General features: G+C 36.5%; 15 protein-coding genes. 14 read left to right on the top strand and 1 reads right to left on the bottom strand.

What is annotated here, in order from left to right; translation table 11 throughout:
- Window positions 1-159 precede the first annotated feature (159 nt).
- The 6 genes from JW886_RS07940 (at window position 160) to JW886_RS07915 (ending at window position 7,310) form a co-directional block, all read left to right on the top strand.
- A complete protein-coding gene (locus JW886_RS07940; protein ID WP_205871801.1) occupies window positions 160-2,865 on the top strand; it encodes a YhgE/Pip domain-containing protein in 2,706 nt (901 codons plus the stop codon).
- Window positions 2,866-3,026: 161 nt separating this feature from the next.
- The gene (locus JW886_RS07935) at window positions 3,027-3,320 is read left to right on the top strand and encodes a bacteriocin immunity family protein (RefSeq protein WP_205871800.1); all 294 of its coding nucleotides are present in this window, start codon (window positions 3,027-3,029) and stop codon (window positions 3,318-3,320) included.
- Window positions 3,321-3,546: 226 nt separating this feature from the next.
- Complete coding sequence (locus JW886_RS07930; RefSeq protein WP_205871799.1) at window positions 3,547-4,269, top strand: SDR family oxidoreductase; 723 nt, start codon at window positions 3,547-3,549, stop codon at window positions 4,267-4,269.
- A 262-nt stretch (window positions 4,270-4,531) separates the two neighbouring features.
- Window positions 4,532-4,792 carry a SemiSWEET family transporter gene (locus JW886_RS07925; RefSeq protein WP_200407350.1) on the top strand — a complete coding sequence of 87 codons (261 nt, stop codon included), beginning with the start codon at window positions 4,532-4,534 and terminating at the stop codon, window positions 4,790-4,792.
- Between the two features lie 239 nt (window positions 4,793-5,031).
- Complete coding sequence (locus JW886_RS07920; RefSeq protein ID WP_205272133.1) at window positions 5,032-5,772, top strand: demethylmenaquinone methyltransferase; 741 nt, start codon at window positions 5,032-5,034, stop codon at window positions 5,770-5,772.
- Window positions 5,772-7,310 (top strand): ClC family H(+)/Cl(-) exchange transporter, encoded by a 1,539-nt coding sequence (locus JW886_RS07915; RefSeq protein WP_200407348.1) that lies wholly within the window; start codon window positions 5,772-5,774, stop codon window positions 7,308-7,310. The genes JW886_RS07920 and JW886_RS07915 overlap by 1 nt, the downstream gene beginning before the upstream one ends.
- 22 nt (window positions 7,311-7,332) lie before the next feature.
- Here JW886_RS07915 and menA read toward each other — a convergent pair whose 3' ends face one another.
- Window positions 7,333-8,292: a 1,4-dihydroxy-2-naphthoate polyprenyltransferase gene (gene menA / locus JW886_RS07910; protein WP_205871798.1), complete on the bottom strand. Its 960-nt coding sequence runs from the start codon at window positions 8,290-8,292 to the stop codon at window positions 7,333-7,335.
- Between the two features lie 764 nt (window positions 8,293-9,056).
- Here menA and JW886_RS07905 point away from each other — a divergent pair.
- From JW886_RS07905 to JW886_RS07870, 8 genes are all read left to right on the top strand, one after another.
- Window positions 9,057-9,647, top strand: coding sequence for a transglycosylase (locus tag JW886_RS07905; RefSeq protein WP_075526153.1), 591 nt, complete (start codon window positions 9,057-9,059; stop codon window positions 9,645-9,647).
- A 340-nt stretch (window positions 9,648-9,987) separates the two neighbouring features.
- Window positions 9,988-11,868 (top strand): acyltransferase family protein, encoded by a 1,881-nt coding sequence (locus JW886_RS07900; RefSeq protein ID WP_205871797.1) that lies wholly within the window; start codon window positions 9,988-9,990, stop codon window positions 11,866-11,868.
- Between the two features lie 191 nt (window positions 11,869-12,059).
- Window positions 12,060-12,326 carry a DUF1294 domain-containing protein gene (locus JW886_RS07895; protein WP_205871796.1) on the top strand — a complete coding sequence of 89 codons (267 nt, stop codon included), beginning with the start codon at window positions 12,060-12,062 and terminating at the stop codon, window positions 12,324-12,326.
- Window positions 12,327-12,566: 240 nt separating this feature from the next.
- Window positions 12,567-12,917 (top strand): potassium channel family protein, encoded by a 351-nt coding sequence (locus tag JW886_RS07890; RefSeq protein ID WP_205272136.1) that lies wholly within the window; start codon window positions 12,567-12,569, stop codon window positions 12,915-12,917.
- 196 nt (window positions 12,918-13,113) lie between these two features.
- Window positions 13,114-13,356 carry a GlsB/YeaQ/YmgE family stress response membrane protein gene (locus JW886_RS07885; protein ID WP_200407808.1) on the top strand — a complete coding sequence of 81 codons (243 nt, stop codon included), beginning with the start codon at window positions 13,114-13,116 and terminating at the stop codon, window positions 13,354-13,356.
- A 26-nt stretch (window positions 13,357-13,382) separates the two neighbouring features.
- On the top strand, window positions 13,383-13,943 hold the full coding sequence (gene amaP, locus JW886_RS07880; protein ID WP_205871795.1) for an alkaline shock response membrane anchor protein AmaP: 561 nt from the start codon (window positions 13,383-13,385) through the stop codon (window positions 13,941-13,943).
- A 12-nt stretch (window positions 13,944-13,955) separates the two neighbouring features.
- Window positions 13,956-14,144, top strand: coding sequence for a DUF2273 domain-containing protein (locus JW886_RS07875; RefSeq protein ID WP_200407810.1), 189 nt, complete (start codon window positions 13,956-13,958; stop codon window positions 14,142-14,144).
- Between the two features lie 21 nt (window positions 14,145-14,165).
- On the top strand, window positions 14,166-14,723 hold the full coding sequence (locus tag JW886_RS07870; protein WP_205871794.1) for an Asp23/Gls24 family envelope stress response protein: 558 nt from the start codon (window positions 14,166-14,168) through the stop codon (window positions 14,721-14,723).
- The last annotated feature ends 81 nt before the right edge of the window (window positions 14,724-14,804 follow it).

Here is a 14,804-nt window from a genome sequence, read left to right as displayed (position 1 = left end):
ATTTGTAGTCAAGTCATGATGGACAAGGTGTCCAAAATATGCTACAATCGTTTATTGTAATTTTAAAAATTAATGTCAAAAAGACGCTTTAAAAATTAAGCAATGGAAAACTGATCCACCTCATACAACGATGAGGAATAAGACAGAAAAGGAGCACCTGTGAAACATTTAAAAAATACTTGGAAATTATTTGTTATAGATTGGAAGAGAATATTCAAAAATCCCATCGCTATATTTTTAGTGGTGGCTTTGATGATTGTTCCTTCATTATATGCTTGGTTTAATATTAAGGCCCTCTGGGATCCTTATGCGAATACTTCCCAATTACCTATCGCTGTCTACAGTGAAGATAAAACACAGAAATTTGAAGACAAAAGCATTAATATTGGTGATGAGGTTCTCAAGAACCTCAAAAAAAATCATCAGTTAGGTTGGCGCTTTGTAGATTCTAAGGCACAACTTGATAAAGGAGTGAAGTCTGGGAAATATTATGCAGGGATATACTTACCCAAGGATTTTTCCAAAGATTTGCTTAGCTTTACGACTGGGGATATTAAAAAGCCTCAAATTGTTTACTCTATTAATGAAAAGATTAATGCCATTGCCCCAAAGATTACCGAAAAGGGCGCCACATCTTTACAAAGCCAAATCTCTGAAGAGTTTATACAGACAGCAAGTAGTACCTTACTAAAAGTGTTCAATAACATCGGTTACGACCTTGATAAAAATATGGTCAGCATTCAAAAAGTTAAAAGTGCTATTTTGACTACAAATGATAATTTAGGTACAATCGATAACTACACTAAACAAGTGGTGGAGCTGCATGGTAAGGTGCCAGAGTTAAAGGAAAAATTAGCTAAAGCGAATGAATTTACAAAATATTTACCTGATGTGGATGCTTTGGGTACAAAAATTGTTGCGCTGAATGGCAAGATGCCAGAGATTAATGAACAACTTGGTGTAATTCTAACTTTACAAGAAAAAATTCCAGAAATACAAAATGCTGGGCAGCAACTAGCCATGATTGATGAAGATTTTGCTTCTGTTGAACAAACCATGACCGAAGGGATTCAAGAAGCTAAAGAAGGCTTGACGATTATCCAACAAGTTCAACAATCCCTTCCAGATATTCAAAGGTTGGGAGACGAAGCAAATGATCTTGGAACAACAACACTTCAAGGAGCCAAAAAACTCCAAGAAGCCTTACCAAGTGTCACCAATAGTGTAAAAATTACGCTTCAATCCATTCAAACGTTTGCTACTGATACTTCATCAATTATCTCAACCATTCAGCAAGCGATAGATGATAATCAATTGTCGGATCAAGAAAAGCAAGATATTCGTGATCTCATTAACCAGTCTATTGCAAAAATTGAGCAGCAACGCCAAGCAATAAAAGGTTTGGTTGATTATCTTCAGCAAGTGCAAGAAAGTACAGGAAGTACCGAACTGGATGCTGCAATCAAAAATTTACAAAGTGCAGATAATTTGTTGGGAGATTTGAGCCAACGGATGGAACACCTTAACACGCTCGTTCAAAATGGAAATGTTTCTGCGGTTGATGAATATCTTGGTGAAATCAGTACAGTGGCTACCAATATTTCTAATCTCGTCGGACAAATTAATGTAGAAAGTATCACAGAGACCTTAAATCAAGTTATTACAAAATTAATGACGACGATTACGGATGCTCAAGGTCTACTGAACAAGGCCCAACAGATTGATTTTGAGTCTTTGTTAAATGCAACGAATAAAACTGTGTCAAATGCAATCACGATTTTGGAAAAATACCAAGCAGAAATGCCGGCTATTAAGCAAGAGGTCCATGATGCCAATACGATGTTAAATGGCAATATGGATAAGATTGTCAGTGCCATCAATGAAGGGGCCTCACTTTATCAAAATGAGTTTCCACTGGTTAAAAACAAGTTGGGAATTGCCGCTAATTTCTTCCAAAATGATTATGCAGGTATCAGAAATGATCTAACCAATACTTTAACTACCCTGAATGAAAAAATGCCAGATGTCGAAGCCGCCTTGAACCAAGCCAATGATTTAATACAAAATGATTGGCCAAATATCAAAAAAGGGATTCAAAAGGCCGCTACCGCAATTAAAAAAGGTGAAAAAGAAGTCGATCTTGGCGAACTTGTCAAACTCCTTAAACTTGATGCAACAAAGGAAAGTGAGTTTTTGACACAGCCTGTGGAAGTTCAAGAAAATATGATTTATCCTATTGCAAATAATGGTTCAGCCAGCACACCATTTTATACTGCACTGTGTCTTTGGGTCGGTGCGGTCCTCTTTTCAAGTGTGGCGACGACTGAGGTTTACCTGCGTGATAAAGATAAAAAACGCTACTCCAAACGGGAGCAATTCTTTGCACGGATGCTAACTTTCATCGTTATGGGCTTGGGACAAGCGCTCATTGTTACTTTAGGAAATTATTTCGCCTTGGGTGTTGATGTGCGGGCTCCATTTTACAGTGTCCTCTTTGCCTTATTGATTGCGATAACCTTTATGATTATGGTCTATGTGCTTGTCGCTCTTTTTGGTAATATCGGGAAAGGGATTGCGATTATTATCCTCGTACTCTCTATCTCTGGTGGGGGTGGGAATTATCCTATTCAGGTTTCAGGAAAATTCTTCCAGGCCATCAATCCTTATCTTCCATTTACTCATGCGGTTAACTTGTTGCGCGAGTCGGCAGGGGGGATTTATTGGCCAAATGCCTGGTTTGCTATCGTCATTTTAGTGGCTGTAGCTGTGGTTTTCCTTGTCATTGGTGCTCTGCTCTTCCCTCACTTTGAGGAAAGAACGAAAAAAATTGCCGAACTTTCTCGTCAAAGTCATCTCTTCCATTAATGGAAAAATCTAAAAAAGTTACTGACATTGCTGCCAGTAACTTTTTTACTCCCATCAGCTTTACTTTTGAGAACGTTTGCAGTAAAATTAAACCGTAGAAGGGCTTGAGTGAAAGCAGATATACAGAAGGGAAGTGAATGGAGACCAACGTCTTCTAAAAAATGACAAACTTAAACAAGCAACAAGAGCAGTTGTATGAGTTGCTCTATAACGTTTTGCTAAACCCGCAAACTTCAGTCAAAGAGCGTGCTTTGTTTAAAGGGGCGAGGGATAAAATTGAAGCAGGAAAAGCTTTTGATCCAGTGCTCAGTGGACTTTTTAAACAGCTTATGTATCTTCCTCAGTCAAAACCTGTGGTAGAGTTTGCTGAGGCGGCGCGCCAGAGAATGCGTGTGGGTCCTGGGACCGCTGGGACTACACACGGATTTTCTAATTATCAAACTAAAGAAGAATGAGTCAAAGTTACTGACAGAGCTGTCAGTAACTTTTTTGAAACTTACACTTGGGCTTTAATGGATAGGATTAGACAATAATTTTTGATAAAAGTTTAGAATGACCGATTAGCTTAAGAAAACAAAAAATCTGAACCTTATGAGTATTTCCTTGAAAATATTGTCAATTTAGGTTATAATATCTTTAATTTATAACCTAAGGTTGTGGATTTTCTTGAAAGGAAAAGATATGGAACTCAAAAATAATACGATTTTAATCACAGGGGCGACTTCTGGAATTGGGCTAGAAATGGCTAAACAACTCATGAATTTAGACAACACTGTCATTGTAACAGGAAGAAATAAAGAGAAGATGGAAAGTGTAAAAAAGATGTATCCTTCTCTAAATGTTTATCCCCTTGATGTGACTGATGTCACTTCCATTCATTCTCTTTATGATCGCTTGATAAAAGATTTTCCTAAACTAAATATCTTAATTAATAATGCGGGCTTAATGAAATCTATTCAATTTACATCAGCGAAAATGGAAATTTTGACGGATGAGATAACAACCAATCTAGCTGGTCCTATACTTATGACTCAGACCTTTCTCCCTCATATTTTACGTCAAAAAAATAGTGCTATTTTAAATGTTACCAGTGGAATTGCTTATTTTCCGTTTGATAAAGCACCGCTTTACAGTGCTTCCAAATTAGGTCTGCATTCGTATACGCAGAGCCTTCGTAAACAGTTAAAAAAGACAAACGTCAAAATTTTTGAGCTTGCCCCACCACGAACCGATAAGCCAATGTTTAGCGGATCAGAAGAAGATAATGCACAAGTCGACAGAATCCCACAAATGCCTATAGAGAAAGTAGTACAGACGATGATTACTGGGCTTAAAAGAGATAAACTTTTGATTCTTCCTGGAATGAGTAAGCTCCTTAGAATAATAGGAAAAATACAGCTATAATTTCACGAGCTTGTATTATTGAAAAATGAATGAGCGGGATGATAGCGATCCTATTATAAATATAATAAGAAACATTTATCTAGAAGGTAGCTTAGTAAAAGAGATTTATTCATTTTAAACGTACAAATGTTGAGATGTGTTATAATGTAATAACAAACTTTTTGAATGTTGAAAAGAGCGTGGGCAACACCCTTGGAATTATTTATTAGTTTAGTGGTGTACGCTCCGGAACTCTTTGAATAAATAGAGAGGAAAATAGTAGATGGATCAAGAAAAATTTATTAAATATCTTAGCTGGATAGCTACTGGTATGTCCGTAATGATGTATGTGTCATATCTTCCTCAAATTGCTAATAACCTTAGTGGGGTGAAGGGAAATCCTATCCAACCTTTGGTAGCAGCAATCAATTGTACGCTGTGGGTGATTTATGGCGTTTGGAAGAAACCAAAAGACTTGGCCTTAGCAACAGCTAATTTTCCTGGGATTATCTTCGGTTTGTTCACCTTTTTTACAGCTTTGTAAGAAAGTAACTTAACTCTTTAAAGTCGTCTTTATTTCTGTCCGTAGGGACAGATTTTTTATTTAAAAAACTCACTTTTTAAGAACTATCCTACGGAGATATCAAAAATAATGAGTGATGATTTTAGTGATGCGTTAAGTAAATATTCGGACTCTTACCCAGAATTTTCCCCACAAACTTCAAAATTCCTATTAGAGAAGTGATATTGTATCCTATTGATTGAGTATGGTATACTAAATATATGACAAAAGTGAATGAAGAACGGGTGCATGAGATATTTAATAATATTTCTGCAGATTATGATAAAATGAATGCCATTATCAGTTTTAAACAACATGATCTTTGGCGGGCGGCTACGATGAAGCAAATGGGGCCACTTACCGGTCTGTCAGCACTGGATTTATGCTGCGGGACAGGCGATTGGACATTTGATTTAGCAGCAGCAGTGGGGGAAAAAGGGCATGTAGTCGGCTTAGATTTTTCTGAAAACATGCTAGAGGTAGCTCAAGAAAAAATCAAGCAAAAAAAGGTAGAAAACATCTCCTTGCTACAAGGCAATGCAATGGCACTTCCTTTTGAAAATAACACTTTTGATGTTGTCACCATTGGCTATGGTTTACGTAACACTCCTGATTATCTGACTGTCCTGCGTGAAATTTACCGAGTGCTTAAACCAGGAGGCAAGGCGGTATGTATTGAGACCTCACATCCTGACTTACCAGGCTATAAGCAAGCTTTCAATTTTTATTTCAAACATCTCATGCCTCTTTTTGGAAAATTATTCGCAAAATCCTTAAAAGAATATCAATGGTTACAAAAATCTGCACAAGATTTTCCTGACGCTAAGACGCTCAAGGCTCTGTTTGAAGAAGCAGGTTTTATCAGCGTTCGGTATAAACGACATGGTGGGGGAGCAGTAGCCACTCATTTTGCTACAAAATCAGCTAAACCCAAAACTAATATTCGTATTGGAAATAAGTAATGAAACTCAAAGATATTGAAAAATCAACGAATAAAAACCTTTATCTCCTGTTCTTAAGCGTACTCGTGGGGTTATCTGCGGGTTTTTTGACGAGTCTTTATCGCCTTGCACTAGAAAAGGCAGAAAACCTTGGTTTAAAAATTTATAACTTTACAAGCCATCAGTTGCTTACGCTTCCTTTGCTTATTCTGGGTTTACTTCTCCTCACTGCAGTGATTACTTTTTTGATGAAGCGCTATCCCATGAGTTCAGGTTCAGGGATTCCCCAAGTAAAGGGTCAATTGCAGGGCTATTTTAAAAATAATTGGTTCACGACAGCTTTTTCTAAGTTCGTTGCAGGAACACTGGCAATGTTAGGCGGGCTCTCTTTAGGGAGAGAAGGCCCTTCTATCCAATTAGGTGCTTCAATGGGGCAAATGGTATCAAGTCGTTTAGCCGAAACAGAGCGACATAAAAGGATCCTTATTGCCTCAGGCGCTTCTGCTGGACTTTCCGCGGCTTTTAATGCTCCCCTTTCTGGAGTAATGTTCACACTGGAGGAAGTATTTAAGTACTTTTCTCCTCTTATTTTAGTTACCTGTATGGCTTCAGCGATGGTCGCGGATATGGTTTCAAGACTGATATTTGGTGCTGAGCCAGTCTTTCATTTTCAAATTGTTGGCTCAATCGAACTGTCTGATTATTGGTTATTACTTCTTTTAGGAGTTGTGTTAGGGTTCTTCGGAGCATTTTATAACTGGACTTTATTAAAAAGTCAAGGGTTAATGAAAAAGATTAATTCTTCATTTTTAAGAGTTTTTATCAGTTTTGCTGTTGTTGCAGTCACTGCCCTAATTTTTCCGCTTGTGGTCGGGAGTGGACACCATTTAATGGAACGCTTTAGTTTTGGAATGGGACTTGGTTTTTTATGCGTTATTTTAGTTAGCAAGTATGTGATTTCGATGATTTCTTACGCTTCTGGTGTTCCAGGTGGAATTTTCTTTCCTTTATTAGTTTTAGGAGCGAGTCTTGGGGCTGTCTTTGCTACAATCGTGATTAATGGTTTTCAACTGCCCCATCATCTCTTTGCAAATTTTGTGATTCTGGCGATGGCTGGCACTTTTACCGCGATTGTACGTGCCCCGATGACAGGTATTTTACTTTTAGTTGAAATGACGGGATCGTTTGATCATTTGTTGCCACTTGCACTGGTTTCATTAGTTGCCTATGTCGTTGCAGACTTATTGCATGCTGCACCTATCTATGATTCATTATTAGAAATAATGCTTGATGACCGTGAAGGAAAACAGGAAGTTGAAGAAGGACAGATGATGTTTGAAACAATAGTGCCTTTTGATTCTATCGCAGATCATTCGACAGTTGCCCAACTTGCTCTTCCAGAAGGGTGCTTACTTGTTTCAGTTCACCGTTCAGGCCGCGATATCATTCCTCAAGGAAAGACAGAGCTCCAAGCGGGAGATTATCTGACTATTTTGATTAAACGAGAGGATGAGCTTCTTGCAAGAGAAGAACTTCGAAAAGTTTTGACTGAAAAATAAAAAAGTGGTTATAACCACTTTTTTATTTTATGACACTCTGCCAGATGAGAGAAAAAAGAAGACCGAGGGCATAGCTGCTATTAAAAAGGACCATATTTTTTAAGGAATATACAAAACTATGGGGGGCAGGAACCTCCTTGGCATGAGCTTTCAAATTCTTTTGAACGAGAGGAAAGGTAAGGAAAGTGGTTAAGATGGGCCAGTCGAAAAGTCGAAGTACCAATCCCAGTAAGATGGCAACATAAGAACCATACATCAACACTCGGAAAAGTTTCATTCCAGTGACTCTTCCAATATAGTAAACTAGCGTATAACGGTGATTTTTGATGTCGGTGTCCAGATCTCTTAAGTTATTGGCTAGCATAATGTTCGCAATAGTAAAAATGAGGGGGAGGCTTGCGATAATGAGTGCAAATACTGCAAAAATAGATCCTGTTAAAGCAAAACGGTTTTGAGAAAAATTGATAGAAAATCTAAAGATGGGCGAGGAATTAGTATTGATCAAAACGACCATTGTAAAGATCCCCAAGCCCATTGTTCCCCCAGAAAATATTTCTCCTAAAGGCATGCGCGACAGCGGAATAGGACCATATGTATAAAAAACACCAATAAAAAATACAACGGCACCCACAAACAAGAAGAGCCATCCTGTGAAATAAGCGATGCTAAGCCCTAAGCTTAAGCTGATTAAAAGCATCACAATAATCAGGTTACGAACATATGAGGGTGAAAGATTGGCTTGTCCAATAATATTTTGTTCATTTTTATAATGCTCATCCTTGGCTTTGACATAGTCTTGATAGTTATTAATAGCAGTTACGGTCATATCAAAGAGAAGCATCGCTAGGAGAAAAAGTAATGTAAAGAGGGGATCAAATTCGTTAAAATAGCACAAACTGAAAAGTAAACCGATTATAAAAGGGAAGATACTGGCAATTTTAGTCTTAATTTCCACGAGTTCCAAAAAAATTTTAAAATTCATAATTATCCTTTTTTGTTGAATAAGAACACAGTTTATAGAAAATTTTTCTTTCTATGTATTAAATGCCTTTGAGAGAGTTAATGAGAAAATAGACAAATAATTGTTATCTTTATCTTACTCACATACAGTTTATTATACTTAATTAAGCGTGAACAATCAATACAAAGCACAATATCTGGTATTTTGCATTAACAAATGTTAATAAAACGAGAATTATTAAGCATGTGAGGAGAGGGGATACATGAAAAAAATTCTGCAATCATTTAATGAAAAGCATATATATTGGAAGTTTATGAAAAAAAGACCTATAAATGAGAAGTTTATGTTGCAAGAAGAGGACTATTATGGGAAACATTGTAAAAAAACGGATAAAATCTCATATCTCCGATTAACCTTAAGTTATAAAAAGAATATCTATTCATAAAAGCAAAAATTGCACACTTAGTATACATAATTTGATTAAGTTTTAGTTAAGGTAATGATACTATAATAAGCCCTCATACGAAATATTAATTTTAAAAACTACATTTTTAAAGCTCTCTGAGAAAATTTAGCTTAATGAGGTTAAGAGTTTAGGCTAAGAAATTTTCTTTTTAAAGAAGCTAACGTCCATAGCGTGCAATGACGTTAAACTGCTTACGGTAATCCTACACAAGCGTTAATAGACTTTATGATGTGTATGGGAAGTAACCATGATGATGGAGTACAGACTGGGCTGTGATAGTCTTATGGAGTAATCCTAGTGGCGAAATCGAAAGGTCTAAATGAAATTCAGTAAAGTTGCTATTTCAACTGGTTTAGTTGCATCGTTTATGTTTGTTGGCGGTATCGCTCATGCAGATACACCTGCTACATCAACACATGATGTTGCGTTAGAAGTTATTAACGGAAGTTACGGTGATGGTGATACACGTATTACCAACTTGAAAGCAAAGGGGTTGGATGCCCAAGCTATTCAAACGGAAGTCAATAATATTTTGACAGGAAAAGTTACTAAAACGACTGTTTCTAAAACTACCACTGTTGAAACACAACCTACTAAAGCTGCATCTACATCTGTAGCAACTACAGCGGGTGGGCTTAATTTGAGCCAAACATCTGGGCAAGTTGATGTTCAAGCATTAGCAAATTATATGGCAAGCAATACAGCGAATGCTGCAGGGTACTCTGCAAGCGAGTGGGCGTATATCATTACCCATGAATCTAATGGTCTTGTCAATAGTGTGAATGCTAGTTCAGGCGCCTATGGAGCTTTCCAACTGCTCGGACATGGTGAATACTCAGGGATGACTCTTGCCGAACAAATTGCTATGGCAAGTAAACTTCCAGCAGGAAGCTGGGTCGTATATAATTAAGCGCAGACGAGCACCTCTTCTAAATAAAATAAGTGCGTCATATAAAACCGCTCATAAGATGTTAGGGCTGGTTTATTCCAGCAAAATCAATAATGAAAACACCAAAAGAGTTGGTGTTTTTTTGTTTAGAACTGCTACTAGAAATAATCTTATGGAGTTAAATTAGAAGATGTTCGGTGGTATAACTGTGGTATAACTAAGGGTAGAAATTCAAAATTTAGACTTTTTCATGATAAAAAATAAATCTAAATTCTTATTCTAATATCTTATAATATAGAATAAGAATAAAGACACAGTAGTAACTTGAGCGTCTTTACAACTGTAATAAGAGGATTTAGTAATGAAGCGAATAAAGTATTTAGATGGTTTTCGAGGTATAGCAGTATTGATGGTCCTTCTTTTTCATTTCGGGATTTTCAAGCAAGGTTTTGTGGGTGTAGAACTATTTTTTGTTCTATCAGGATATATTATCACGCACTTTTTAATAATTGAGCAAGGTGAAAGCCATAATATTAACTTGCTCTCTTTTTTTAGGCGACGGATTTCACGTATTTACCCTCCGATGATTGTAATGTTGGGAGTAGTCATTTTTGTGTTCACAAACTTGCCCGTAATACCCATAATTAATAGAGTGCATCAGGAATTATTCTACACTAGTATTGGTGCGGTTAATTGGTATGAGATCGCACATAACAGCGGATATTGGGAATCAGGTACCAAATCACCTTTGCTACATATGTGGTCTATTGCTATTGAGATGCAATTTTATTTAGTCTATCCTTTTTACGTCTATCTTGTTTTTAATATCCAAAGGTTAAAAAATAATTTCCGGGAAAAGTATATCCGATCAACAATAATTTTGACCACTTTTTTGATTTTGGCAACATTCTATTGTTCTTTTCACTTTGATTTTAACTCTCTTTATTATTCAACTTTTTCCAGAATATCTTCATTTTTGGTAGGCGGAATCTTTGCAGCATTGTCATCTAAATATAAAGAACTCTCATCTAAAAAACTTTTAATTCCTTCATATATGGTAGTGTGTGTGCTGATTCTGGAAACATTCTGCTTTAAACTTAATGACATGAAGTTGTTCAGGGGAATGTTTCTCTCCTATACTCTTTTAATTGGTTTTTTGATGTTTTATTTTTCGATCACTAATAGAAATCACCTTTTTAAATGGATATTAGAGCAACCTCCTTTAACCTATCTTGGGAAAATTAGCTATTCACTGTACTTATGGCACATTCCCGTAATTGTTTTTGTCACTCAGGCGAATATCCAAACTATTTTAGGCATTACAATTAGCAATACCCTGGCTTTAATGGGACTGCAATTGATACTTTCTATCACCGTAGCTATTGTTTCAAACAAGCTTTTTGAACAATTAATAAAGTTTAAAACATCAAAAATAGCTTTTTCAGTTGTTATAATTTTGCCTTTGTTGATGATTTTGGGGACATCTGCCCCCGCCTTAACAAAAGTGAGAATTGTATCGTCTCAACCAGAAATAGCCGAAAAGTGGGTAGGGACTAATCCCATTATTGAAAAAGGTAAGACTCCTTTGCTTATTGTCGGTGATTCATGGTCTCGTCGTATCGCTTTTGGAATCAATCAAGCTCAGAAGGATAGCAATAGTAATGAATATAAACTTCTAGTCTATGGCGTAGGGAATGGCAGTATTATGGATCCTGAATATCTTATTTCAGCAGATGGACAAAGTCTCCCTGCGTTCAAGTCATTCCAAGGTTATCTCAATTATTGGCAAGATGCAATTGATAAATACCACCCTAAAAAAGCCCTCTTAATATTTGGTTTTGCTGACCAGGCCACTATGGTTGTTAATGGGGTGAAAATTCGTATCCCGTCAGAAGAATTTGAGGAAAGATACTTCGTACAATTTTCAAAACTTATACATTTTTTCCAAGATCAAGGCATCCAAATCTATATGACTAATACAGCGAACAATTCACATAGTGTTGCGGATAGGAGTTTAAATAAGTATTCTGATGCAATGAATAAGCTCTTTGAAAAAGCATTGAATCAGCATCCGGATGCGAATATAAAGGTGCTTGATATTCGTTCGCTGCTCTCAAATGGAGTGAAAGAAAGTTCACCTTCTACCATAAATTCCATTGTCATGTATGATTATACCAATCATCCTTCATATTATGGAGCGGAGTATATAGGTAAGTATATATTAGAAGAGATGGACCAGTAAAGGGCGAATCAAAGGGTAATCTAAAGTAGGTTACCCTTTGATTATTAGAAAAAGAAATAAATGTAAAGCTTGCAGACCTTTATGGCTTATGGTTAAATGGATAGAGTATTATAAAGATAACGTCACTATTATCATAATGAAAAGTATTTTAATTATCTAGAAAGTTGAACCGCTACTTTAGAAAGAGACAAATGAAGGATATTTTATTTTTGTTCCTAATACTATGGAATGTCTTAGTATTTAAAATCTATGCTATTGATAAACATAAGGCACGCTTACATCAGTGGAGAATATCAGAAAAAACTTTAATTAGCTCAGCTTTGCTCGCTGGAGGAGTAGGGGCTTTTTTAGCTGGTATGCTTTGTCATCATAAGACAAGGAAATGGTATTTTCGTATAACTTGGCTGTTTGGTCTTCTCATTGATTTCATTATCATGCTAGGGTTAGCTCACCTCTAAAAATACAACATTATGATTAAAGAAAGGAGGTATCAGATGCATTCTTCTCGCAAACCGATCATTACGTTCTTGTTGAATCTTGTAGTTTTTATAATAATTATTTTATTAATAAGCCTTGCAGCATATTTATGGTATAAGCGCGTGCTGGAAGTTCTTGTCCCAATTCAGTCTCCTTAGTGGAAATTTTATGGACTTATAGAAAAAATTGCTATAAAAGTTAACTTCAATAAAGGAAAAAGGATGTTTTCGTTATTATTATCAATAAAAGAATTATTTCAATCTTTTAAGTTTATTTTTAAGTCTAAAGATACGCGAGCTCTCTTTGCCCTAATTATTGCTACTTTAGGGATAGGAACACTTTTTTACACCAGTGTAGAGAAGATGAGTCCACTAGATGCATTGTATCTGAGTTTTATTACTTTAACAACGATTGGTTATGGAGATTTACACCCTATCACAGCAATCGGTAAAATCTTTACGATGTGTTACGCTACCGTAGGCCTCGGTTTTATGGCCATGTTTATTTCCGTTATAGCGAAATCATTTGTCTATTCTGCACACAACCGTAAGCATAAAAATACGAAAGAGTAGTTAACTCTTTTTTTTTACAATTATTTACATTTTAAATTGGAAGTTTAAAATTACCAGTAACTCTTTGGAATTATGCTAAAACAGAGAAAAGCGAGTCAGATTTCTTGAAGACGTTTTCTTATTATGTTAGATTAATATTAAAGATGTATGCAATAAATTACCTAAAAAGACAGTGCATACTAGAAAGAGGTATTTTATGATTTGGTCGTTAATAGTAGGAGCTATTATTGGTTTGATTGCCGGGGCAATCACAAATAAAGGGGGATCGATGGGCTGGATCGCTAATATCCTAGCCGGACTTGTCGGATCCTTTGTCGGACAATCCCTCCTTGGGACGTGGGGACCTTCCCTTGCGGGGATGGCCTTGATTCCTTCCATCATTGGAGCGGTAATCGTTGTGGCCGTGGTATCCTTTATCTTAGCTAGAATGAACCATTAAGAGTAACACTCCAGAAAGGAGGCCTTATGTCTACTGGAAAGAAAATTATACTCTTCATTCTTGATCTCCTTTTGCTGACTTTAGTGATTCCAGCAGCTTGGGATTATTACCAAACGATGGATTATCAGTGGATGGTCAATGATTCAAGCCAGCTCCCTTATGTGGGGCAATACCTGCCCACCTATCTCTTTTGGGGCTTTACGGCTTTAAGTCTTCTTCTTATCTTAGGCTTACTTATCATTTTGTTCTATCCAAGAACTTATCTCGAAATCAACCTCTCTGATGAAGGTGGAACATTAAATTTGAAACGTTCTGCGATTGAAGGGTTGGTAAGAGAAAAAGTTATTGAGAACGACTATCTCAAATCCCCCAACATCATTGTTACCCTACACAAGCATAAAGTAGAGGTAGAGGTGAAGGGTGAGATTATCCCACGGGTCGAAGTGGCCCAGAAAGCTCAACTTTTGGAACAGGAAATCGTTGAAGCACTTAAAAACTTCTTTGGCTTAGAGCAACAGGTTAAAATTGATGTGGCAGTCAATAATATTCATAAAAAAACGAGCTCAAAAAGTTTGCGAGTCGTATAAAAGGAGGAAACGATGGAAGAACTGGAAAAATATCGTTATCCAATCATCGGAGGGGTAATTGGTGGCGTAGTTGCTATTGCCTTCTTCACCCTTGGATTTTGGAAAACAATTCTGCTCCTTATTTTTATCGTGATAGGCATCTTTGTAGCTCTGTATTTACAAAGGACAGGATTAATCGAACAATTTAAAAACCGTAAATAAAGATAGACGAGGAGAAATAATATGGTACAAGAAAATATGAAACCTTTTGGCACAATGGCTGAAACACAAACTAACCCTTCTGATAAGACAACACCTGCTCATGAAATTAATGGCGAACTGACTTATGAAGATAAAGTGGTTCAAAAAATCGTAGGGTATGCTTTGGAAAACGTTGATGGCTTACTTGCGGTTGAAGGAGGGTTCTTCTCTAATTTGACGGGCAAGTTAGTCAATACGGATAATGTCACTTCTGGCGTTGATGTGGAAGTGGGTAAAACTCAAGTCGCAGTGGACTTGAAAGTCATCACCGAGTATGGCAAAAACGTACCGGATATTTATGAAAAAATCAAAGCCGTTATTCTTAAAGAAGTGGCAAATATGACAGATTTAGATGTTGTGGAAGTCAATGTGACTGTGACGGATATCAAAACTAAAGCTGAACAAGAAGAGGATGAAGTTACAGTGCAAGACCGTGTGGTAGGTGCTGCACAAAGCACTGGTAAATTCACTTCTAAACAAGTAGATAAAGTGAAAGACAAAGTTGATGATATGACCCCTGAAAAAGGACGGGTCAACTAACAATGATATTAAAAAACCTCCCTTAAAAGGGAGATTTTTTAGTTATAAATTTTTTAATTTAAAAAATTTAACTGTTTTGTG

The sequence above is a fragment of the Lactococcus taiwanensis genome, from assembly GCF_017068355.1.
Taxonomy (GTDB): domain Bacteria; phylum Bacillota; class Bacilli; order Lactobacillales; family Streptococcaceae; genus Lactococcus; species Lactococcus taiwanensis.
Note: the sequence above shows the minus strand (reverse complement) of the source record. Positions and strands in the feature narration are given on the sequence as shown.